Below are 22,998 nucleotides of genomic sequence, written 5' to 3'. Positions count from 1 at the left end.
TACCAGAGATTATAGAGGATAACAAGGTTAATTAGAAGGAGTAGTTGTAATGAAGTAAAACCACACGAGGGGACTCGTGCGGCAGCAGGGGGCTGCGTCGAAGTCTTTATGTGGCTACGTTGAAGTCTTTATGTGGCTACGTTGAAGTCTTTATGTCGTTGCGTCGAAGTCTAGATGTCGTTGCGTCGAAGTCTAGATGTCGTTGCGTCGAAGTTTAGATGTCGTTGCGTCGAAGTCTAGATGTGGCTGCGTCGAAGTCTTGATGTCGTTACGTCGAGGTCTTGATGTCGTTACGTCGAAGTCTTGATCTCGCTGCGCTGAAGTCTTGATGTCGTTTCTCACGTCGGTTGGAATGACTGCTTATGCTAATTTAGTACCTGTTTTAAAGGTTGAGTTATTAACATTAAATTGGAAAACGATTGAGTGAGTGGCCGGAGGCCTGGGTGAACGATACTCAAACACATTAATCATCACCGGAGTCATCATCGATGCCGCAGTGTAAAGACGCACAGCCGTGCATCTTCATATTGGCGCTTATGGCACCAATGGCCTAACCAATTGCAAGTTCTTGCAAACAGAAATCCTGTTTCTTTCTGCATCGCCAAACAGAAATAAAAAAAGCGATCTTGGTGGATCGCTTAATATTATCTAAAAGAAAAGGAATCTTTTTTTATTACGATTATTAGGCCTGCGGTTTACAGCCTTACGCCTTGACGGCTGATAGTATCTACGTGTTTTATTGTAGCTTTGTCGGTTGAACCTTGAATCGTTTCTAAACGCACTTTCCTTTATCGTATATACCACCCCGGCAGTTAATGTATAATACACATCATACGGCTCAGTGGTGTGTATATTCCCGTTTGGGTATGAATCCTGCCACGTATCGTGTGCATCCAGTTGATCTGTAAATGGTAAGGCTCCGTGAAATTCTATATTGGCACTAAAATCAGGGTTAATCCAGATGTTAATTCCTCCGCCACCTGAAATTACGGGTGCTATTCCGCTTGCACTCCGCCATTCTTCGCCAGGATCAGCCCCTGGAGTCGAGAAACTTGCCGGTCCCCATAGTTCTGTGCTGTTAAAATATACAACTCCAAATTGTGCCAATACGTATGGTTGTAATGTTCTTTCCTTAAAATAACCGAGTATATGATTTAATGGTCTATAGGTTCCGCCTATCATAAAGTCAGCATATGTGTTAGTGAAAGTAGCGTATGCTGTATTCAGTACCGGAAAGATCTGTTCTCCCTTCATTTGTCCGCCGACCAATGATGCCCGTAATGAGAATAGTCCTGTCATTTCACGGTCAACGGTAACACCAAATGAATAACTGGCACGGGATTGATCCACCAAGTCGCCATAAAACAAATTTACGCCTCCTTTGGGAATGACAGAAAGTCCCGACGCCCAATCAAACGAGCCAGCTCTTCTGAACTGGCTGTACGCTCCGGCCCCAAAACCAATAATTAGAAGAAATATAAGAAGTAAATGTTTCTTGATTGCGCGCATAATATGGTTTTAATTTTGGGCTACGAAAATCGATGTAAATTTGGTGAAAACTTCATTAATTTAAAAGCCAATTTGCTATATTTCTTTGTTTTTAAAACATTTTTTTCGTATTCTGTGAGTTTACTATCCCTTTTTCGGTAATATATGCTGTTTGGTTACACTATGTGTAGAAATTTTTTGAATAAGTTTGATGTTGCCACTTAATTTGTATCAGAAAGAAAAGGCTAATGCTAATTAAAATAATTTTTAGTTGCTATAATATTTTTCTGGTTAAGAATATTTTTTCCTTCTGCGGAGAATGAGAACTCTAACTCCTCTACATAATTTGATTCAATCACTCTTCGAACAATTTTCATTGTGCTGTTAAGCATTTTGTTCGACTCGGTAAATGGCTCTTCAGCAATAATGATTGATGTAGGGAGCCATCGTTGCGGAAACATTGTCTCTAATTTTCCACCCTTTTTAAATTGGTTTAACTCATCTTGTATGGTTTTGAGGACGAAAATGGCTTTTTCATCTTCAGTATCGAATTTTTGCTGTTTTATTAATCGCCTCAGGCCATCTGCCGATGGAACTGCAATTGCTACAGTGAAAGGACTTTGGTTATTAAATAACATAAATTGATCGATGAGCGTGCAGGTGTCCACAACTGCTTCCTCAATGCCTTCGGGACTGTATTTTTCACCATCGTGACCTATTAGCAGACTTTTGAAACGGCCCAATACATACAGGTAGTTGGATTTATCTACATAACCCAGGTCGCCTGTATAGAGCCAGCCGTCTTTAATGGTGTCTGCTGTGGCTGTCGCATTTTTCCAATAGCCCGACATTACATTTTCGCCTTTTACAACTATTTCGCCTGAATGACCTTGCGCTACCTCCTGTCCATTTTCATTGCATATTTTGAGCGCTAAATTTTGAACCACTTTGCCAGAAGAACCCATTTTGTGAAACGTTGGGGTGTTGGCTGATATGATGGGAGCGGCTTCACTTAGTCCATAACCCTGATACATGGGGATTCCGATGGCATAAAAGAATTTTTGGAGTTCTATGTCGAGTAGCGCGCCGCCACCAATGAAAAATTTGAGGTTTCCACCGAAGGCCGTTCTGATGTTTTTAAATAAAATTTTGTCGAATAGATAACCCAGCGGACGGGTTAGCTTTTTTAAACCCCGGCCTTTATTATCTCCGGTTCCGTTATACCAAAAGGCGTGTGCTAAAGCCAACCGGAACAGAAGCCAGGCCATTTTACCTTTGTTTTGTACCCCTTTTTCAATATTTTTTCTGAAATTTTTAGCCAGTGCAGGGACGCTCATCATTACGTGTGGCTGTATTTCAAGAATATTATTGGGGAAATTTTTAAGTGTCTCGGTTGCTGTTTTTCCGGCTTTTACAGCGGCTACCGAGGCGCCTCTGTACATGAAAGCATACAGTGCGGCCGTGTGGGCAAAGGCATGATCCCATGGCAGTACCACTAATGTGCGGAAGTGAGCCGGGATATCAATAAAGCTAAACGCCTGCTCTACATTGGCGGTGTAGTTTCGGTGCGATAGCATAATGCCTTTGGGATCGGCGGTTGTTCCCGAAGTGTATGAAATGTTAGCAATGTCATCGGGCGTTACCTCGCTGATGCGATGATTCAGAATTGAGACATCATTGATAATGACTTCTTCACCTTTTTGAAATAATTGCTCCCATCTGAGTTCATTCTCCAGGGCTTCTGTTTCATCCAGAATAATTACTTTTTCCAGAAGCGGCAATTCTTCTTTTATAACTCTGATTTTATCAAGCTGGAATTCTGAAACAATCACCATTTTGGTGTCGGAATGCTTTAGGCGGAAGACTAAGTCGTTGGCTTCTTCCAATTTTACCGATAGTGGCACATTGATGGCGCCTGCATATAATATTGACAGTTCGGCTATCAACCAATCTTTTCGTCCCTCGGAAAGAAGCGCTATACGATCGCCTTTTTGAACCCCCAGTGATATTAGCCCGGCAGCATATCGTCTGATTTCCTCGTGGGCTTCTTTGTAGGTGGTGGGTTGAAATATGCCGTCCTGTTTTTCCCATATAAGCGCATTGTCTGGGAAACGTTGCACTCTTTCTTCAAAATAGTCGATGATAGATACCATGTTTGCCGTTTAATTTGGTAATTATTTACTGTCTGTAAAACAAAGAAGTCGAGAGGTTAATACGTGCCTTTATCGTTTGCAATGTATTGAAAATTATTTTTCATATGATTAAAATTTGTCTCTCAGTTGTCATATGGAATTTTCCTGGCTTAATCATCCTCCTGTATGAAAAATTCTTTATCATGGTCGTCTCATTTCTCAACGACTGTTTTAAATAAAGTCTGTCCATAAACTACGTGTTTGAAATATAAAGTTCAAATACGAGGCTTACGAAGTCATAAAAATCAAGGCGTTTACTTTTCGTAAATGACTGTCTTTATGACAAGCATAACGCAGAAGTTGACTTTATTGACAAACACTAAATAGAGTCTGTCCATAAACTAAGTGTTTGAAATATAAAGTTCAAATTCAAGGCCTGTGAAGTCATAAAAATCAAGGAGTTTACTTTTCGTAAATGACTGTTTTTATGACAAGCATAACGCAGAAGTTGACTTTATAGACAAACACTAAATAGTGTTTGCCTGAAACGAAACATTATATCGACAAATATCAATTCGCGATCAGTTGTCTATCCCAAATTTAAACACCGTTGTGTGTTTAAAAGGTTGGTCGGGGGTGGTAATAGCTGATGGGAAATTAGCGTTGTTGGGCGAATCCGGGAAGTACTGTGTTTCCAAACAAAAGCCTTCCAGACTTTCAATTTTTTGTCCCTCGTTTTGGTGGCTGCCATCCAGATAATAACCGGTATACAACTGCATTCCCGGCATGGTTGTATAAGCTTCCAGGGTGCGTCCTGATAGAGGCTCACGGGCAATAGCCACTCTTTTTAATTCACCCTCACGGCCGTTTAGCACAAAGTTATGATCATAAATTTCAGCATCCAGCTGGCGGGCTCTTTCTCCTAATTTATGGAATTCAGTAAAGTCGAAAGGGGTGCCTTTTACAGGGCGTATTTCTCCGGTAGGAATGGCTTCAACCGCCGGTGTGTAGGCGTCTGCAAAAATCATGAGCTCATGATCAAGTATCTGACTTTTTTTACCGCAAAGATTGAAATAGGTATGGTTCGTCAAATTAAGGGGGGTGGCTTTATCGGTCGTTGCAAAATAGTCAATCACTAATTCATTGTCGTTGGTTAACGAAAAAGTGGTGATCACCTTCACATTTCCCGGATATCCTTCTTCCATATCAGGACTCAACAGCGTCATTACAACTTTATCATTTTCGATGGTAGAATCCCATATTTTTTTGAAGAAACCTTCAGGGCCGCCATGTAGATGGTTGTCACCATTGTTTTTTGCCAAATGATATTTTTTGCCGTTGAGTTGAAATTCGCCCTGAGCAATGCGGTTGGCATACCGCCCAACGGTGGCCCCTAAAAATGGACTGTTGGATAGATATTTTTCTGATAAATAATATAACGGATCAGTAAAGCCCAGGGTGACTTTTTCAATTTTCCCGTTTCGGTCGGGCGCAAGAACGCTGGTTATGGTAGCTCCTATATTGGTTATTTTGACGGTTGTGCCCGAATTATTTTTTAGTTCATATATAAAAATTGGCTTGTCAAAATCAGCCTGTACTTTAATTTGAATAACTGACATGTTTCGTTTCTTTTGAGAAAAATTCAGACAAAAATAGGAAAAATTTACTTTTTTATCTCCTAATGGTTTTTTCTTTGCATTTTTGAGTTCTTCAAGTTTTAAGTCTATGATGGATTTTGAGTTTCTGAATATTAATCATAAATCACCACTACCTATTTATCGGCAGTTGATTGAGTCGATGGAGAATGCCTTGCGAAACGGGATGTTGCACAAAGGCGATTTACTGCCCTCGGTTAATCAGGTTGCGCAGGCTTTTAATGTGTCGCGCGACACGGTATTGCAGGCTTATGCTGAACTGAAGACGCGCGGCTTAGTTGTGAGTCATCCCGGAAAGGGGTATTACGTTGAACGTACAAGGGTTGAGGCGCGTCATCGTATATTGCTGCTTTTTGACGAGCTTAATGCTTTTAAAGAGGATTTGTACAACGGGTTTGTGGAACATCTGGAAAATGCGGATGTGGAATTATATTTTCATCATTTTAATGCTGAGCTTTTTCAGACTATTCTTTTTAACCATAAAGACGATTATACCTCGTATGTTATAATGCCGGCAGTGGTGAAGAATGTGGCTTCATTTATTTCGGGATTGCCGCGCGATAAGGTGTTTATTCTCGATCAGTTACCAGTTTCATTACGCGGACTGTATCCGGCCGTCTATCAGTCATTTGAAGAGGATATTTTTAACGGTTTTCAACAAGGGTTGACTTTATTGCAAAAATACGAGGGGATGGTTTTGGTTTATCCCGGGGGAAAGGAACCGGAAGGTTTTCTCTCAGGGTTTAAAAAGTTTTGCACACAATACTCTGTTCATTTTGATATTATTCCTTCTATGCGGTCAGTGATTCCCCGAAAGGGGTGGGTGTATGTTTTAGTAAACGACCGTGATTTAGTTTTCCTGATAAAATACTGCCGTGCCAATAAATTTAAGCCGGGACTCGATATCGGTATTATTTCTTTGAATGATACTGGATTGAAAGAGATTGTGGCAGGCGGTATCACGACGATATCTACCGATTTTCAGGCGATGGGTGAGCGGATGGCCCGCATGGTAATGAATAACCAGCATGATGTGGTGAAAAATCCTTCGCGACTGATTTTAAGAAATTCGTTGTAGCAGTTGCAATCAAAACTTTAGTCAGGTCTGGTTGTTTGGTTCAAAATGGAGGTTTTTATGATGACTAAGTGTTTAAAAGAGACCCGGTATTCAATATTGGAACTGGATGTGATTTCGGAAGGTCTTACGCCTGTCGATGTCTATCGAAATAGCTTGTTACTTGCGCAAGAGGCTGAGAAACTGGGGTATTATCGTTTCTGGCTGGCCGAGCACCACAATGCAGCAAGTTTGGCATGCTCGGCAACGCCCGTGCTGATTGGCCATATTGCCGGTGGCACCAACAAAATAAGAGTCGGATCGGGTGGGGTTATGTTACCAAATCATTCGCCTTTAATCGTTGCTGAGCAATTTGGAACCCTGGCCACTTTATATCCTCAACGTATTGATTTGGGGCTTGGGCGTGCTCCTGGTACTGATCAGGCGACGGCTCGTGCCATACGTTCCGATCGTATGCAGGCCGTATTTCAATTTCCTGAAGAGGTTGAGAAAATTCAGCGTTATTTTTCATCTGCAAACAGGCATGCACCAATACGGGCTGTCATGGCCGAAGGGGTTGAGGTGCCTTTGTTTATACTCGGATCCAGTACCGATAGCGCTCATCTTGCGGCGAGGAAAGGATTACCTTACGCTTTTGCCAGCCATTTTGCCGGTGAAAAACTTTTTGACGCTCTCGATATTTACCGAACCAACTTTCAACCTTCGCCAGAACTTGCGCATCCTTACGTTATTGCCGGTATTAATGTGATTGTAGCAGAAACAAAGGCTGAGGCTGAAAAAGAATTCTCTTCGCTGATTAAGATGTTCTTTAATGTCCTCAGTGGGGTTTCAACACCAATGCAACCGGGTGTAGAAATGACCGACGAGCTTCGCACTCTGGCCGGGCATCCGTTGATGAAGAATATGTTGAAGTATGCTTTTGTGGGGACAAAAGAAGAGGTGCATCATTCGGTTCAGGATTTTTTGAGTCAAACCAACGCCGATGAGTTAATGGTGGTTACCAATGTGTTTGATCCACAGGCGAGAATGGCATCCTATCAACTCTTTTCTGAAATTATGCGTGGAATTTAATTTTTGTTTTAATTTTCTGATTTTAATTAAAATAATTTTTAATTTTGCCTACCAGTACCTACCAGTTGTTTTAAAATTATATTTATGGATTTAACAGCATTAAAAGCTAAGTTTTCAGAGTTGTACGGACAGGCTCCCGAAGCCGTGTTTTTTTCTCCCGGAAGGGTTAATTTGATCGGCGAACATACCGACTATAATGGCGGATACGTTTTTCCGTGCGCATTAAGTTATGGTACGTATTTGTTAGTGCGTAAGACTGATAATCAAACGGTGAAATTTGCCAGCACCAATCTTGAACTGAAAGTTGATATTGCCATTCAGGATCTAAAAAAGAAACAACCCAATGATGCGTGGGTGAATTATCCATTGGGCGTCATTGAGCAGTTTTCAAAAATTGGAATTGACGTCACTGGTCTCGATTTGTTATATAGTGGTAATATCCCTAATGGCGCCGGATTATCTTCATCTGCATCCATTGAATTGGTTACATCGGTGATGATTAACAATTTGTTCGGCGGAAAACTTCCAATGCTGGAATTGGTTAAGATGTCTCAAATGGCTGAAAACCAATTTGTCGGTGTTAACTGTGGCATCATGGATCAGTTTGCTGTCGGCATGGGTAAAGCGAATCATGCATTGGCTCTAAAATGTGATACGTTGAAATTTAGTGAGGTGCCTTTGAAACTGGATGGTTACAAAATAGTCATTGCAAACACCAATAAGCGACGTGGATTGGCCGATTCGAAATACAATGAGCGTCGCTCTGAATGTGAAAAGGCACTGGAAGAAATGAATCTTGAAGGCAAATATAATTCGTTGAGCGACATCGATTTTGATACTTTTAATAAGATATATGCCCGATTGTCTGATGAGGTATTGTTACGACGCGCGCGCCACGTCATTACCGAAAATCAACGGGTACTGGATGCCATGAAGGCTTTGTCAAAGAATAATCTGGCTGAATTGGGACAATTAATGAATGGTTCGCACGTGTCATTGCGCGATGATTATGAGGTTACCGGATCTGAGCTGGATGCTTTGGTTGAAGAAGCGTGGAGGGTGGAAGGTGTGATTGGTTCACGTATGACCGGGGCTGGTTTTGGTGGTTGTACTGTGAGTATTGTTAAGGATAGCGCCGTGGATAATTTTATTGAGACGGTGGGCCCTGCATATGAAGCTCGTACAGGTCTGAAACCCGATTTCTACATTGCTGATGTAGGTGATGGTGCCCGGCAGTTGGAGTAATTCGGACGTTTTTTGTCAGATAATTATTTGATTTAGATTGTAGATGTTATGGTGAAATTTAATATGGAAGAGCATCCACACCGGCGTTTTAATGCCCTCACAGGTGACTGGGTGCTGGTGTCTCCTCACCGGGCCAAACGGCCCTGGCAGGGACAAGTGGAAAAAGGGCAGCAGACAGAGCGCCCTCAGTATGACGAGAAGTGTTATTTGTGTCCCGGAAATGAGCGCATTGGCGGCGAAAACAATCCTCAATATACCGGAACATATGTTTTTACCAACGATTTTTCGGCGCTTCTTACCGATACACCCTTGGGAAAGGATGGCGACGATGAGTTGTTTCGTGCCGAAAGTGAACAGGGTATCTGTAAAGTGATCTGTTTTTCACCCCGTCACGATCTTACAATTCCGGAAATGACGCAGGAGGCTGTGCGTGGCGTGGTGGACGTCTGGCAGAAGGAATACACCGAACTGGGCCGTCATGATTTTGTAAATTACGTCCAGATATTTGAGAATAAAGGGGCTGTGATGGGGTGTAGCAATCCGCATCCACACGGACAAATTTGGTCAAGCCGTTCTATTCCTGTTGAACCCATGAAAGAGCAAGTGCGTCAACTGGCTTATTTACAAAAGTATAATCGTACGTTGCTGGGCGATTATCTGAAAAAAGAGCTGGAGAAGAAAGATCGGCTTATTTATCAGAATGAAAACTTTGTTGTGCTTTCGCCTTATTGGGCTGTGTGGCCTTTTGAAGCTATGATTGTGAGCAAGCGGGCGGTCGCTGATTTGTCGCTGTTTACTGATGCCGAAAAGGAGGACCTGGCAGACGCTTATCGTCAGTTAACCATTCGTTATGATAACCTTTTTGAAGTCTCTTTTCCTTATTCAGCCGGGATTCACCAGGCACCAACAGATGGAGAGGATCACCCGGAATGGCATTTCCATATGCACTTTTATCCGCCGCTGTTACGTTCGGCTACCGTTAAAAAGTTTATGGTGGGTTACGAAATGTTGGCGACTCCGCAACGGGATATTACACCCGAAACCAGTGCCAGTCGTTTGCGTGCTTTGTCTGATATTCATTTTAAGAAGGCGACCAAATAATGACAGCTATTTTTGGCTTATTTTATTAATGATGTGATAGTTTATTCATAGGAAGACTTTTACCAAAATGACGCTAGCTGTGTTACGCTGACCTCATTCTGGCCTTTGTTCTAGAGAGAGCTCTTCATGGTTGGATAGACCTAATTTTTTTATCAAACCGGGTTTTGTTGTTTCATCACAACGCCCGGTTTTTTGTTGGCTTAATTTTTTAATTTCGGTTTTCGTTTCATTTTATTGGCTCACATGCGGCATTTCATTAAATTTGCAACAAAATTCTTAAGTGCATAACTCCTAAATATTTATTCATGGTTCTTTTTTTCGGGGGTGACTCCAATCAGATAGTGGCAGTGCATGTTAAATCGCAGTTGCCTGATACGGATATTAAAAAATTGGAATGGCTCTTTAGTGGCGCCAAAATGATGAAAGCCGAAAATTTGGAAGGCTTTTTTGTCGGGCCGCGTCGTGAGATGATTACCCCTTGGAGTACCAATGCCGTCGAAATTACCCAAAATATGGGAATTCACGGCATTCTTCGTATTGAAGAGTTTTTTAAGGTAGCTGATGAAAAGGCTTCTTTCGATTCTATGTTGCAACGTTTATATAAAGGGATGGGGCAGAATGTTTTCACTATTAACAAGCAGCCGGACGCCATCGTTTATATTGATGATATTGCGCAATACAATAAAAAAGAGGGGTTGGCGTTAAGTGCGGATGAGGTCAATTATTTGAATGATTTGGGAGCCTGTTTGGGCCGTAAATTGACCGATAGCGAAGTGTTTGGCTTTTCGCAGGTGAACTCAGAGCATTGCCGGCATAAAATATTTAACGGGTATTTTGTTATTGATGGCGAGGAAAAGCCCAGTACTCTTTTTAAATTGATAAAACGCACTTCCGAAGTAAATCCTAATTTGCTGGTGTCAGCCTACAAAGATAATGTGGCTTTTGTTGAAGGACCGCAAATGATTCAGTTTGCACCCAAAACGCAGGATAAACCGGATTTCTTTCAGGAAAAAGTAATTGATTCTGTAATCTCGCTTAAAGCTGAGACACACAATTTTCCTACTACCGTCGAACCTTTTAATGGCGCCGCCACGGGAACAGGGGGCGAAATCCGTGATCGGTTGGCCGGAGGCAAAGGGTCACTGCCATTGGCCGGAACCGCTGTTTATATGACCAGTTATCCTCGACCTGAAGGTGGTCGTAAGTGGGAGGAAAATATCCCTGAACGACCATGGCTTTACCAAACACCGGAACAAATTTTGATTAAAGCTTCCAATGGTGCCAGCGATTTTGGCAATAAGTTCGGGCAGCCGCTGATTTGTGGTTCTTTGTTCACTTTTGAACATGTTGAGGAGCAAAAGAAATTTGCCTTCGATAAGGTTATTATGATGGCCGGAGGTATCGGATATGCCCGCAAAAGTGATAGTCTTAAGGACGATCCCAAAAAGGGCGATAAAGTAGTGGTACTGGGTGGTGATAATTACCGCATCGGAATGGGCGGTGGTGCTGTCTCTTCGGTAGCTACCGGCGAATATGAAAATGCCATAGAGCTTAATGCGGTTCAACGTTCAAATCCTGAAATGCAGAAGAGAGCTATGAATGCCATACGGGCTATGGTTGAACAGGATGAAAACCCGGTTGTTTCCATTCATGATCATGGTGCAGGCGGGCATCTTAATTGTCTTTCGGAATTGGTTGAAACAACCGGAGGAACCATTCATCTCGACAAATTGCCCATTGGTGATCCAACCCTTTCGGCTCGCGAAATTGTTGGTAATGAGTCGCAGGAACGTATGGGATTGGTGTTGCACGAGAAGGATATTGAGGATTTGCGCCGTGTGGCCGAACGTGAGCGTGCTCCCATGTATGTGGTGGGCGAAACTACGGGCGATATGAACCTTAAATTTGAGGATGAGAAAGGCAATGCTCCCATTAACTGGCAGTTGTCTGATATGTTCGGAAATCCACCGAAAACAGTGTTAACCGATACGACTGTGCCATCTTCTTTTGCTGATTTGAAATACGATGCCAGTCAAATTAAAGAATATATAAGTCATGTTCTGCAGCTTGAAGCTGTTGCTTGCAAGGATTGGCTTACCAATAAAGTAGACCGTTCGGTTACAGGACGAGTGGCTAAGCAACAATGTGCCGGCGAACTTCAGCTGCCATTGAATGATTTGGGGGTTACGGCTCTTGATTATCGTGGCATAAAGGGGGTGGCTACCTCCATCGGGCATGCGCCTGCAGCGGCATTGATTGATCCTGCTGCCGGTTCGGTGTTATCGGTTGCCGAAGCGCTTACCAATATTGTTTGGGCGCCTCTTACTCATGGTCTAAAAGGCATCAGTTTGAGTGCTAACTGGATGTGGCCATCAAAAAACAGTGGCGAAGATGCTCGTTTGTATGCCGCTGTAGAGGCATTGAGCGACTTTGTTTGTGATTTGGGTATTAATGTGCCAACAGGTAAAGATTCTCTTTCCATGACACAGAAATACAAGGATGGCGATCAGGTCTTTTCGCCGGGCACGGTGATTGTTAGTTCGGTAGGCGAAGTTGCCGATGTCCGGCGCGTGGTAGAGCCTGTTTTGGTGAAGGAGGTGAAAACCAGTTTAATTCATATTGATTTATCGTTCGATGACTTTAAATTGGGAGGCAGTTCGTTTGCCCAGATTTTGAATCAGGTTGGCAACGAAACGCCTACTATTAAGAATATCGACTATTTTATCGATGGTTTTGCTGCCATTCAGGAATTGGTGTCTAAGGGATTAATTCTGGCTGGTCACGATATTTCGGCAGGTGGGTTGGTTACGGCTTTACTTGAAATGTGTTTCGCCAATACTTCGTATGGTTTAAATATCGATTTGTCTGAATTTAATATTGATGATCCTGTTAAAATATTATTCTCCGAAAATCCGGGTGTTATAATTCAGGTGGCTGATTTGGCAGCGGTGTCGTCGGTACTTGAGGAATTCGATATGGTATTTTCTGTTATCGGGACTCCTGTAAAAGAACGAACAGTTACTTTTACAGGCAAAGGAGCTGACTTGGTTTTGGATATCGACACACTGCGTGACGACTGGTTTCGTACCTCTTATTATCTCGATCGTCGTCAATGCGGAGAAAAGCTGGCGAAAGCCCGTTTTGAAAATTATAAGCAACATGCGTTGAAATTTGATTTTCCCAAAACATTCAAAGGTTCTTTGACTTCTCTTGGGTTGAGCCACGATGCTGTGAATCGTAAAGCAAAAGCTGCCATCATTCGAGAAAAGGGGGTTAATGGCGATCGCGAAATGGCCTATTCTATGTATCTGGCTGGTTTTGATGTTAAAGATGTTCACATGACTGACCTCATTACCGGTCGTGAAGATTTAACAGATGTTGATTTTATTGTTTTTGTAGGCGGATTTTCTAATTCCGACGTTTTAGGCTCGGCCAAAGGATGGGCCGGTGCTTTTCTTTATAATGAAAAGGCCAAAGCCGCACTTGATGGTTTTTATAAACGCGAAAACACCCTTAGTCTTGGTGTCTGTAATGGCTGTCAGTTAATGGTCGAATTGGGTTTGGTGTATCCTGATAAAGCATCTAAGGTCAGGATGTTGCACAACGACTCACATAAGTTTGAATCTATATTTTTGAATGTAGATATCTGTGAGAATAATTCGGTTATGCTTAAGTCTTTGGCTGGCAGCAGGCTCGGTGTTTGGGTGGCCCATGGCGAAGGTAAATTCAGCTTCGGGATGAAGCAGGATGAGCTTAACATTGCAGGCGTCTATAGTAATGCCGGTTATCCCGGAAATCCCAATGGTAGTGATTTTAATACGGCGGCTATTTGTTCACACGATGGACGTCATCTGGCTATGATGCCGCATTTGGAGCGTTCTGTTTTCCCATGGCAATGGGCAAGCTATCCTTCCGATCGTAAAAATGATGAGGTATCTCCCTGGATCGAAGCTTTTGTAAATGCCCGGAAATGGGTTGAAGCTAAAAAATAAATTTTGTATTTTTTGAAAGTAAGCCACAAGTATACCGTCAGGTGTTTTGTGGCTTTTCTTTTATTTGTGCTCGTGGTTTCTTATTTTTAGCGAATCAAAATATCTTTTATGCATCGGAAATTTCTATTGTCTTTGTGGTTAATGATGCTTGCAACGAATCTTTTTTCGGGGTCATTTCAACAAGTATGGACGCATTTCGCTATGGCCGACGACGCTCAAAAGGACTATCAATGGCCTTCATTTATCGATAGTTTAAAAGAGTCGCTTATATCGGAATCCGGATTTTATGTTTGCGATAGCTGTCGCTCTGTTTCTTTTTTGCCTGTGGTAAATGACAGCAGTAAAGTGGTGTTTGCCGGTGTTATGCCCTTTCAGAATCGTCCTTCGCGGCTTGTATGGGGTTTGTTGTTACGAAGCGATTCAACGGTTTATATTTATAATCGGGATATTGATGCGGCATTTCATCCTGTAAAACCGGAAATAATTAGTTCCGGGCACCTTTTTAACGATACGGACATAATACCTTTGCAAATTAAGTATCGTCAACGGCTGTTTGTTGATATTCCCGATCTTCAATTAAAGATTTTATTTGACGAGTTAACAACTGCGACCGCCGATTCTGTTAAGGATCAGCTGAGCGAGACTATATGGACCCGTTTGCAACCGCTGCTTTCTGAACACACATTATTTTCGTCTGTGTTTACGGGACTCGAAAAGCTTTCTACATTAATTTCGAAGGACGGGATTCTTAAAATTGTGACATGGAATGTGGAATATTCCGATGGCCGCAACGTTTTTCATGGTGGGGTTGTGGTACGCGACCCTAAAAAAGATATTCTTAAAGTTAGCAGATTAAACGACAACAGATCTGAATTGCGTTCGCCCGAAATGATGACGCTTACAGCCTCAAAGTGGTATGGAGCTGTGTATTATGATTTGGTTGAAACACACTATAAGCGCAAGACTTATTATACTCTTTTGGGATATAATGCCAATGATGCGTTTTCAAAAATCAGGGTGGTCGATATTATTTCGGTGAGTGGTAACAATCGTGTGTCGTTTGGTGCTCCAATATTTGTGGATGACCGACAAACTCGCCGACGGTTGGTTTTTGAGTACAGTATCCGTGCAAATATGATGTTGCGTTACAATCCGAAGTTGAAAATTATTGTGATGGATCATTTGGCTCCTTCCGATCCTGTTTTTCAGAACGACAGAAGGTACTATGGGCCTGATTTTACATACGATGGCCTGAAATTTGAAAAGGGTAAATGGATTTTGCAGAAGGAGATTGACGTACGTAATCCTTCTGATAATAACCGGTAATTTAAAGCGCCGGATTCAAAATGAGGGGCATAATAATTTGTGCTTGTTAAAAATAACATTGGCAGATAAGAGAACTGCGTTTTTGAATTTAGCGCAGCATGGATATTATGAGTTTTTTGGTGTAAATGATTATCTTGAGAGTAAGCGTATTGCAGAAGTTGAATTTTATAACGCATGTTCTGTTTAGAGATTTTGTTCGTTTGATATTGCTGATTTATTGTTTGACATTTTTTATTTGGTCTATGAATATTGTTATTATAGGTTCTGGTAATGTGGCTACACATTTAGCTTTAGCCATAAAAAATGCCGGACATACCATCTGGCAGATTTTTAGTCGTACTATATCGAATGCTGATGTTTTAGCCGGGATGGTTGGTGCTGAAGCTACTAATGATTGCTTGGCATTGCGGACCGATGCCGATATTTACCTTATTTCCGTTACCGATGGGCATATTGCCGATGTGATTTCAAATATGCCCCAAGTGAATGGCGTTGTAGCGCATACTGCTGGTAGTGTAAGTCTGGATGTGCTGTCGCGGTTTTCTTTATATGGCGTTTTTTATCCGTTTCAGACATTTACAAAGGATAAAGTGTTGAATTTTCGAGAGGTGCCATTGCTGGTCGAAGGGAACTTGTCTGTAGCACGTCGCCGGCTACGTGCTTTAGCTGAAGATATTTCCGATTATGTGCAAAAATCTAATGAAGAGAAACGCAAGGCTTTGCACATGAGTGCCGTCTTTGCCTGTAATTTTGTAAATCATTTGTACGTGCAAGCCGATGAATTGCTTTCTAAAGCAGGTTTGAGTTTTGATCTGTTGGCGCCGCTTATCCGCGAAACCACGCAAAAGGCTTTGAGTATGAAGCCTAAATATGCGCAAACAGGGCCAGCCAGCAGGTTCGACAAGGAAGTGATAAATAGTCATTTGGCAGCTTTGGGTGATGACTCTTTATCTTATCAGATTTATCAATTATTGTCTGAGAGTATTATGCAAGCTACACGTGACGAATAGATCCGTATTTTTCTGTAAATTCGCACAAATGCAATTTTTATGACCAATTTTAAAGAAGATTTGATGATGGTGAAGGCTTTTGCCTTCGATGTAGATGGTGTGTTGAGTTGTGATACCATTCCTATGCATCCCAACGGTGAACCCATGCGTACGGCCAATATTAAGGATGGATTTGCACTTCAAAAAGCGGTTAAATTGGGCTATCCTGTTGCTATTATTACGGGTGGTAATACCCTGTCGGTACGCAAACGTTACCAGGCCTTGGGTATTGAAGATATTTATATGGGTGCATCACATAAAATGGAGCAGCTGAACGAATGGATGGCTTTAAGAAATTTGAGTCCTGAAGATATTATGTATATGGGTGACGATTTACCCGATTTTCATGTGATGCAAACGGTGGGTATTCCTGTTTGTCCGGCTGATGCCGTTGAGGAAGTGAAGTCGTTGTGCAAATATATCAGTGACAGAAATGGCGGTACTGGTTGTGCACGCGACGTTATTGAGCAGGTACTCAGAGCACATGGTAAATGGGGCGAAATTCATGCCTGGTAAAAATTTTTCTGATGGCATTTCTACGATTAATTCGATTCAAAAATTTGCTGATAGTGGCTTTTTTGCAGGTGTTACTGCGATACGGTCTCTTATTGCCCATTTTGTATCATTATAATATTGATCCGGTATTGTCCAACTGGCGATTTATTATGTTGGTTATTACCACCTTGTCGCTGGCGGCTTCCGGGTATGTAATTAACGATTACTTTGATTTAAAGATTGATCGTATTAACCGGCCGGATAAAATTGTGGTAGGGGAAGTGTTTCCCCGCCGAACCGTTTTATTGTGGCATGTTGTTTTTACTCTAATTGGTGTGTTTACAGGTCTTTATTTGGCTTATGTATTACGTAAGGAGAATTATGCGCTAATGTTTATTATCATTCCTGCTTTATTGTGGTACTATTCTACTACCTTAAAGAAACAGCTTTTAGTAGGTAATTTAACGATCTCTTTTTTAACCGCATTGGTTGCTTATTTTGTCGTTTCGGTTGAGTTTGCTGCTTTGGCAAAGGTTCACGGTCCTGATATACTTCAGTCGCCGGCCTGCTCGATGGCCTGGTTCTGGACGTCAGGTTTTGCTTTTTTTGCTTTTATAAGCACAATGGCACGCGAAATCATTAAAGATATGGAGGATCTGGAAGGCGACCGCGCCATGGGGTGTTCTACGCTGCCTATTGAAATGGGCATTAGCATGTCAGGTTGGGTTGTGGTGGCCATTAATATACTATCACTGTCTGTTTTGTGGGGTGTTTATTTTATGGTGCCAACTTTGCGCGAAAGTCGTATTGCATTGTTTTATTTTTTATTTTTATTATCAATTCCTTATCTCATTCTTTCTTTTGGGGTGCTTAAAGCGACCAATAAATCATCGTTTCATCGCATGTCACAAATGAGCAAAATTATTATGTTGTTTGGTATTTTGTTCATCTTTGTGGCGCAATCTTTCTTTGTTTGATTTTTTAATTCTGATAAATGCTTGATAATTTAAGCCACTTTAATGTTGTTTTAGCGTCTCAATCGCCTCGTCGGCAGGAGTTACTTAAAATGGCTGGTGTTCCATTTTATGTAGAGGTTATGCCGGATCTGCCCGAAGATTTTCCCGTTGCAATGCCGGCTATAGATGTGCCTGAGTTGTTGGCACACAATAAAATGAAAGCCTACGAACATCTTTGGTCATTGGCCGATACGTTGGTCATTACTTCTGATACCATAGTTGTTTTAGACGGACAGGTGATTAATAAACCTGCCGATAGAGAGGAGGCTATAGTTATGTTGTCGAAACTTAGCGGTATGGTGCACGAGGTTATTTCTGGTGTGGTTATTAAATCGGTTGATAAGGAAGTGTCTTTTAACGATGTTACAAAGGTTTGGTTTCGCGAATTAAGTGAAGCAGACATTATTTATTACGTCGACACTTTTAAACCTTTTGATAAGGCTGGCAGTTATGGTATACAGGAGTGGATCGGTTTGACGGGGATACGTAAAATCGAGGGCTCCTATTTTAATGTAATGGGACTCCCTGTCGATAAATTGTTTCATGAATTGACGCAGTTTTAATCGATCAGTATTTTTTGTTTTATGTTTTCTGAAATTGTTTGAGTTATGATAAGAAAGACGATCTTAATCATTGTTTTTATTTCATTGGCCCTGACAGGTCAGGCAAAGGAAGGAATGTGGCTTCCTGTTTTGCTGGATAAGTTTAACATTGGTGATATGCAACAAATGGGCTTTAAGCTAACGGCTGAAGACGTTTACAGCATCAATCACGCGAGCATGAAAGATGCCGTTGTTATTTTTGGCGGCGGATGCACCGGCGAAATAATATCTCCAGAGGGGTTGCTAATAACCAATCATCATTGCGGTTTTTCTGCTATTCAAAAGCACAGTAGCGTGTCGCACGATTATCTAACTGAAGGTTTTTGGGCTATGTCACGTCAGGAAGAATTGCCCAACGAGAATTTGTCGGTGACTTTTCTTAAACGGATGGACGATGTTACCGAAGCGGTGTTGGAAGGTGTAAATAGTGAACTCCCCATGGTTAAAAGAGATGAAATTATTGCCCGAAACATTAAGTCCGTAGTCGATAAGGCTTTAAAAGATAATGGCTATTCTGCGCATGTAGAGAAGTTTTATGCAGGTAATCAATATTATTTGTTTGTTGAAGAGGTGTTTACTGATGTCCGTTTGGTTGGAGCACCGCCTTCGGCTATCGGGAAATTTGGAGGTGATACCGATAACTGGATGTGGCCACGCCATACAGGCGATTTCTCAATTTTTAGGGTATATGCCGGTAAAGACAATAAACCTGCCGGTTATGCACCGGATAATGTGCCTTTCAAGCCTGCTTATCATTTTCCCATAAGTTTAAAAGGCGTGAATGAAGGCGATTTTACGATGGTGTTTGGTTACCCGGGAAGCACAGCTGAGTATGTGCCTTCTTTTCATCTTCAAATGCTCATCAACGACGTTTATCCTAAATTGATTAATGTACGCACTCAAAAGCTAAATATTATCAAGCATTATATGGAGTCGGATCCTGCTATTCGTATTCAGTATGCGGCAAAAGCGGCTTCCATATCCAATTCATGGAAACGTTGGAAGGGTGAAATAAAAGGGTTGAATAAATTAGATGCGGTTACCCGGAAACAGCAATCGGAGGCTGAATTTACAAAATGGGTTCTTTCCGATGATACTCGTAAACGTAAATGGGGTAATCTGCTTGATGAATACCGAACAACTTATTCTAAATATGGCGAATATAGTTTGGCGCGGAGCTATCTTTTGGAGCTGATCGGAAGAAATAGCATGGAGACTGTTGCTTTGGCAGGGTTATATGCTGGTTTGGTTGATTTGGTTGAGCGAAATGGCGTTGATGATGCCAAAGTTCAGTCGTTGGTCACCGCCCTCAGGAAGCGGACTGATTCCCATTTTAAGGATTTTTATCAGCCCGTTGATCAGAAGCTGTCGCCTGTCTTGTTAAATAGTTATCGCACGGAGGTTCCCATCGTTTTTCACCCTGCTGTATACACCGAAATAGACAAGAAGTATAAAGGCGATACTGAAAAATTTGTTGATCAACTATTCCAAAAAACAGTGTTTACCAATCACGAGGAGCTGATGGATTATCTAATGAATCTTCAGAAATTGAAAAAGTTGAAAAAGGATCCGGCAGTCAAATTGTATCAGTCTATTAGCCAGATGTATCACGACAAAGTGATGGTAGGTTACCGTCTGTATCATGATCGCCTCGACAGCTTAAACCAAATTTATATGCAAGCCTTGATGGCATATGAACCGGAGCGTCATTTCTATCCAGATGCCAATTTTACGCTTCGTATTGCCTATGGTGATGTAAAGGGCTATGAGGCCCGCGATGCCGTTTATTATAATTATTTTTCTACTTTGGAAGGGATCATGGAGAAGGATAATCCGGATATTTATGATTACAGAGTCCCCGAACGATTAAAGGAGTTATATAGAACTAAGGATTACGGTCGCTATGAGCAGGATGGGACAGTCCCGGTTTGTTTTTTAGCCACTAATCATACCACGGGCGGAAATTCAGGCAGCCCCGTTGTCAATGCCAGTGGGCAGTTGATTGGTGTTAATTTTGATCGGGCATGGGAAGGCGTAATGAGCGATCTGATGTTTAACCCCAACCAGTGTCGTAACATTTCGTTGGATATCCGATATGCCTTATTTATTATTGATAAGTTTGCTGGTGCCGGCTATCTATTGGACGAGATGACTTTGGTGGAATAAGAGGTCTTTTTGCGTTATGGTGTGTAGCTTGTGTCGCGTCTGCAACAAGTTACGCACTGTGACTGCGTATTTCCGTCTGGCATCCTTTTTATAGGAATCATCTGCCAAATTATAAAGTTTGTTTTTGGTAAAGGACAACCCGTCTGCGAAAACAGATAACGCTTTTTAGCTATCTGAATTGTCTTTGGTATGTTGTAAAATCATCGTCGTTTTTTCAACTCCGCGAGCACCAATAATCCCAATTATTCCAGTTTGCCATGCGATTTTAACGTATAAATATCGTTTAATGTCCGTAGTTGTACTTTTAAAAAGCGTTTTAACCTTGTGATGCAGAGTTTTCCCTGTTTTGATAGTTTATCCAAATATGCGCATTGCACAATGTATTTACAATTATTTTATGCTTCCTAAAATATGCATAAAAATGCTCCCTTTTGTTTGGCGTTAGTTTTGAGTTCTGGAATACCATGTGGCTTTGTCTTTGCATGAAGTTGATACGAGTCGGTTTGAAATTATTAAGAAATTAGATTGGATTATTTTGATTTTGGCTGTAACTTTTTGGACAGTTTAGTGGTCATATATTTAAATTTTCCGCTTCCAAAAGTCGTTTAATTATCCCGAATGGATGAAATTCGAGTAACCGCCGGTAAAACAGGTGGAAGAAATGGAATAGAAATAGGAACCCTGAAAAGATAGAGCTTTAATGGTTCGAATTTAATCCTTTTAAGGTTGTCTGTTTTTTTGCTATTCTTTTGCATATTTTACCCACGGTTATTTATTTTTTAGTCTTTTAAGGACACTTTTTTAGACTTTTGGATTTTTCGGATCTAGTCAATTAATCTAATTTTAATTTATCATGAAAAGACTTTTTTTTGCTCAGTTTTTTTTATTGTTATCGATGGTTTTTACCAGCTGTATTTATGCGGGTGGTGAGGGGGGCGTTAAGCAAACGCGAACGCTAGAGCCATTTAGCGAGTTGAAAGTCAGTACAGGTATAACCGTCATACTATCATCCGGGATGCAGCAGGAGGTCATCGTTGAAGCCGGTGATGATATTATTGATAATGTTACCACTGTGGTTGAAGACGGCGAGCTTGCTGTGTATATTAAATCTTCTGGTCGACGACTATTTTCAGGTAATAAATATGGTGGTGTAAAAGTGTATGTTACGTTTACCAATCTCACTAAACTAAGTCTTTCATCCGGTTCAAGGGCTGAATCTGCGCAGGCTCTCGAGATCCCGATGCTTGATGTTAAATGTTCTTCAGGCGCCTCCACTAATCTGGAGCTCTTTTGCAATCATTTGGAGTTGGATGCTTCTTCCGGAGCTAATATTGGAGTCAATGGCAGAGGTGATTTTGTCGACGCCGAGGCGAGCAGCGGTGCCAGTGTAAATGCTTACGATTTTAAAGCAATTAATGCAGAAGCCGGAGCCAGTTCTGGTGGCTCTGTCGATATTTTTGCAGATGGAGAAATTAAAGCCAGAGCCAGCTCTGGTGGCTCTGTTAATATTCGTGGTGAAGGACTTATAAAGGAGATGAATCAGTCGAGTGGTGGATCAGTTCGAAAAAGATAGTTTTTTAATTAGTGTTTGTCTATGAAGTCAACTTCTGCGTTACGCTTGTCATAAAAACAGTCATTTACGAAAAGTAAACTGACTTCGTCTTCTTCCTCCTTGTAAAGCATAATCAAAGCATTTATGAGATAAATCCACAATAACAGCTTTGCTTCTGCCTTTACTTCGTTCGTAAGTCCCTTGATTTTTATGACTTCGCAAGCCTTGAATTTGAACTTTATATTTCAAACACTTAGTTTATGGACAGACTCTAATTAGTGTATGTGTTTATGAAGTCATAAGTTTGAGCGGTAACGTCATTAAATGATTCAGTAGTTCTAAAAACACGAGATTACTGACGTAAATGTCCATTTTGAGAGCGTGTCGCAGAAGGAGAATTGTGTTACCAGACTCTAGTTAATGATGTAGAATATTGAAACATAAAAAAACGGGGAACTCTAAAAAGTTCCCCGTTTTGCCTATTTTAATTATGCCATTACGATTAATTGTTTATTAGGCAAACTCTTTAACTTGCTTTTTCCCTGATAAAATATCCTGAGCCATTTCCAAAATTGTGGTGTCGTCAAGTTCAACTATACCACCATCGGGGCCTTGTTCCAAATGGATACCTATACTCTTTCCCCGATCGTAGTTGGCCCCTCCAAAATAATTTCGCACAGTTTCTACGTCGAGGTTTAAATTTTCGGCAATGGTACGTGTTGCGCCCTTGGGAAGACTGTCTTTAATCTTCCTCAGCTGATTAAATGTTATAGTAGTACTCATAATCGAAAGGTTTTATAAAAGTTAATGACTGTTTTAAAGATAGGCATTAAACTCCCTTTTTAATAATTATTTAACGCTAAATCGCCTTTGTTTAACAAATATTAATATATGGAATTTGTATATATGGCTAATTAATTTTGGTGTTTAGCCGTGCGTATATAATAGCGAGTCATTCAACCGAGTCTTGAAGTGACTTAATAATTTTACCCGGATGGGGTACTTATTTTTTTGTTGTTAATGCGGTATGCAA

At 41.3% G+C, this 22,998-nt stretch carries 16 protein-coding genes; 12 read left to right on the top strand and 4 right to left on the bottom strand.

The genetic code is table 11. The features are described 5' to 3' along the window. Positions 1-648: 648 nt before the first annotated feature. The 3 genes from ACT3CD_RS08885 to ACT3CD_RS08875 all read right to left on the bottom strand — a co-directional run bounded on the left by ACT3CD_RS08885 (position 649) and on the right by ACT3CD_RS08875 (position 5,239). Positions 649-1,509: a hypothetical protein gene (locus ACT3CD_RS08885; protein ID WP_444644913.1), complete on the bottom strand. Its 861-nt coding sequence runs from the start codon at positions 1,507-1,509 to the stop codon at positions 649-651. Between the two features lie 230 nt (positions 1,510-1,739). Beyond that, positions 1,740-3,641, bottom strand: a complete 1,902-nt coding sequence (locus tag ACT3CD_RS08880) for an AMP-dependent synthetase/ligase (RefSeq protein ID WP_444644911.1) — start codon at positions 3,639-3,641, stop codon at positions 1,740-1,742. 560 nt (positions 3,642-4,201) lie between these two features. Beyond that, positions 4,202-5,239: an aldose epimerase family protein gene (locus ACT3CD_RS08875; RefSeq protein WP_444644909.1), complete on the bottom strand. Its 1,038-nt coding sequence runs from the start codon at positions 5,237-5,239 to the stop codon at positions 4,202-4,204. 106 nt (positions 5,240-5,345) lie between these two features. Here ACT3CD_RS08875 and ACT3CD_RS08870 point away from each other — a divergent pair, with 106 nt between their 5' ends. The 12 genes from ACT3CD_RS08870 (at position 5,346) to ACT3CD_RS08815 (ending at position 21,986) form a co-directional block, all read left to right on the top strand. Continuing rightward, on the top strand, positions 5,346-6,353 hold the full coding sequence (locus tag ACT3CD_RS08870; RefSeq protein ID WP_444644907.1) for a GntR family transcriptional regulator: 1,008 nt from the start codon (positions 5,346-5,348) through the stop codon (positions 6,351-6,353). Between the two features lie 57 nt (positions 6,354-6,410). Continuing rightward, on the top strand, positions 6,411-7,421 hold the full coding sequence (locus tag ACT3CD_RS08865; RefSeq protein ID WP_444644905.1) for an LLM class flavin-dependent oxidoreductase: 1,011 nt from the start codon (positions 6,411-6,413) through the stop codon (positions 7,419-7,421). Between the two features lie 84 nt (positions 7,422-7,505). Further along, positions 7,506-8,666 carry a galactokinase gene (locus ACT3CD_RS08860; RefSeq protein WP_444644904.1) on the top strand — a complete coding sequence of 387 codons (1,161 nt, stop codon included), beginning with the start codon at positions 7,506-7,508 and terminating at the stop codon, positions 8,664-8,666. Positions 8,667-8,714: 48 nt separating this feature from the next. Next, positions 8,715-9,767 carry a UDP-glucose--hexose-1-phosphate uridylyltransferase gene (locus ACT3CD_RS08855; protein ID WP_444644902.1) on the top strand — a complete coding sequence of 351 codons (1,053 nt, stop codon included), beginning with the start codon at positions 8,715-8,717 and terminating at the stop codon, positions 9,765-9,767. A gap of 305 nt (positions 9,768-10,072) precedes the next feature. After that, on the top strand, positions 10,073-13,759 hold the full coding sequence (gene purL / locus ACT3CD_RS08850) for a phosphoribosylformylglycinamidine synthase (RefSeq protein ID WP_444644900.1): 3,687 nt from the start codon (positions 10,073-10,075) through the stop codon (positions 13,757-13,759). A 108-nt stretch (positions 13,760-13,867) separates the two neighbouring features. Further along, positions 13,868-15,085: a hypothetical protein gene (locus ACT3CD_RS08845; protein WP_444644898.1), complete on the top strand. Its 1,218-nt coding sequence runs from the start codon at positions 13,868-13,870 to the stop codon at positions 15,083-15,085. Positions 15,086-15,327: 242 nt separating this feature from the next. Continuing rightward, a complete protein-coding gene (locus tag ACT3CD_RS08840) occupies positions 15,328-16,095 on the top strand; it encodes a Rossmann-like and DUF2520 domain-containing protein (protein ID WP_444644896.1) in 768 nt (255 codons plus the stop codon). Between the two features lie 39 nt (positions 16,096-16,134). Then, positions 16,135-16,650 (top strand): KdsC family phosphatase, encoded by a 516-nt coding sequence (locus tag ACT3CD_RS08835; RefSeq protein WP_444644894.1) that lies wholly within the window; start codon positions 16,135-16,137, stop codon positions 16,648-16,650. An 11-nt stretch (positions 16,651-16,661) separates the two neighbouring features. After that, on the top strand, positions 16,662-17,606 hold the full coding sequence (locus ACT3CD_RS08830) for a geranylgeranylglycerol-phosphate geranylgeranyltransferase (protein ID WP_444644892.1): 945 nt from the start codon (positions 16,662-16,664) through the stop codon (positions 17,604-17,606). Positions 17,607-17,623: 17 nt separating this feature from the next. Continuing rightward, complete coding sequence (locus ACT3CD_RS08825) at positions 17,624-18,208, top strand: Maf family nucleotide pyrophosphatase (RefSeq protein WP_444644890.1); 585 nt, start codon at positions 17,624-17,626, stop codon at positions 18,206-18,208. Between the two features lie 45 nt (positions 18,209-18,253). Further along, positions 18,254-20,413: a S46 family peptidase gene (locus ACT3CD_RS08820; RefSeq protein ID WP_444644888.1), complete on the top strand. Its 2,160-nt coding sequence runs from the start codon at positions 18,254-18,256 to the stop codon at positions 20,411-20,413. Positions 20,414-21,266: 853 nt separating this feature from the next. Next, positions 21,267-21,986, top strand: a complete 720-nt coding sequence (locus ACT3CD_RS08815; RefSeq protein WP_444644886.1) for a head GIN domain-containing protein — start codon at positions 21,267-21,269, stop codon at positions 21,984-21,986. Positions 21,987-22,478: 492 nt separating this feature from the next. On the opposite strand, the gene ACT3CD_RS08810 is transcribed toward ACT3CD_RS08815, so the two are convergent. Then, entirely contained in the window at positions 22,479-22,748 is a 270-nt protein-coding gene (locus ACT3CD_RS08810; RefSeq protein ID WP_444644885.1) for a DNA-binding protein, read from the bottom strand. Positions 22,749-22,998 lie beyond the last annotated feature (250 nt).

Source organism: Geofilum sp. OHC36d9 (assembly GCF_052400685.1).
In the GTDB taxonomy this organism is placed as follows: domain Bacteria; phylum Bacteroidota; class Bacteroidia; order Bacteroidales; family Marinilabiliaceae; genus CAZHHH01.
The sequence above is the reverse complement of the archived record's forward strand: the minus strand, read 5'-3'. Positions and strand labels throughout refer to the sequence as shown.

Coding starts and splice junctions, on each gene's coding strand:
- ACT3CD_RS08885 (WP_444644913.1), bottom strand. CDS start 1,509: ATGCGCGCAATCAAGAAACATTTACTTCTTATATTTCTTCTAATTATT.
- ACT3CD_RS08880 (WP_444644911.1), bottom strand. CDS start 3,641: ATGGTATCTATCATCGACTATTTTGAAGAAAGAGTGCAACGTTTCCCA.
- ACT3CD_RS08875 (WP_444644909.1), bottom strand. CDS start 5,239: ATGTCAGTTATTCAAATTAAAGTACAGGCTGATTTTGACAAGCCAATT.
- ACT3CD_RS08870 (WP_444644907.1), top strand. CDS start 5,346: ATGATGGATTTTGAGTTTCTGAATATTAATCATAAATCACCACTACCT.
- ACT3CD_RS08865 (WP_444644905.1), top strand. CDS start 6,411: ATGATGACTAAGTGTTTAAAAGAGACCCGGTATTCAATATTGGAACTG.
- ACT3CD_RS08860 (WP_444644904.1), top strand. CDS start 7,506: ATGGATTTAACAGCATTAAAAGCTAAGTTTTCAGAGTTGTACGGACAG.
- ACT3CD_RS08855 (WP_444644902.1), top strand. CDS start 8,715: ATGGTGAAATTTAATATGGAAGAGCATCCACACCGGCGTTTTAATGCC.
- purL (WP_444644900.1), top strand. CDS start 10,073: ATGGTTCTTTTTTTCGGGGGTGACTCCAATCAGATAGTGGCAGTGCAT.
- ACT3CD_RS08845 (WP_444644898.1), top strand. CDS start 13,868: ATGCATCGGAAATTTCTATTGTCTTTGTGGTTAATGATGCTTGCAACG.
- ACT3CD_RS08840 (WP_444644896.1), top strand. CDS start 15,328: ATGAATATTGTTATTATAGGTTCTGGTAATGTGGCTACACATTTAGCT.
- ACT3CD_RS08835 (WP_444644894.1), top strand. CDS start 16,135: ATGACCAATTTTAAAGAAGATTTGATGATGGTGAAGGCTTTTGCCTTC.
- ACT3CD_RS08830 (WP_444644892.1), top strand. CDS start 16,662: ATGGCATTTCTACGATTAATTCGATTCAAAAATTTGCTGATAGTGGCT.
- ACT3CD_RS08825 (WP_444644890.1), top strand. CDS start 17,624: ATGCTTGATAATTTAAGCCACTTTAATGTTGTTTTAGCGTCTCAATCG.
- ACT3CD_RS08820 (WP_444644888.1), top strand. CDS start 18,254: ATGATAAGAAAGACGATCTTAATCATTGTTTTTATTTCATTGGCCCTG.
- ACT3CD_RS08815 (WP_444644886.1), top strand. CDS start 21,267: ATGAAAAGACTTTTTTTTGCTCAGTTTTTTTTATTGTTATCGATGGTT.
- ACT3CD_RS08810 (WP_444644885.1), bottom strand. CDS start 22,748: ATGAGTACTACTATAACATTTAATCAGCTGAGGAAGATTAAAGACAGT.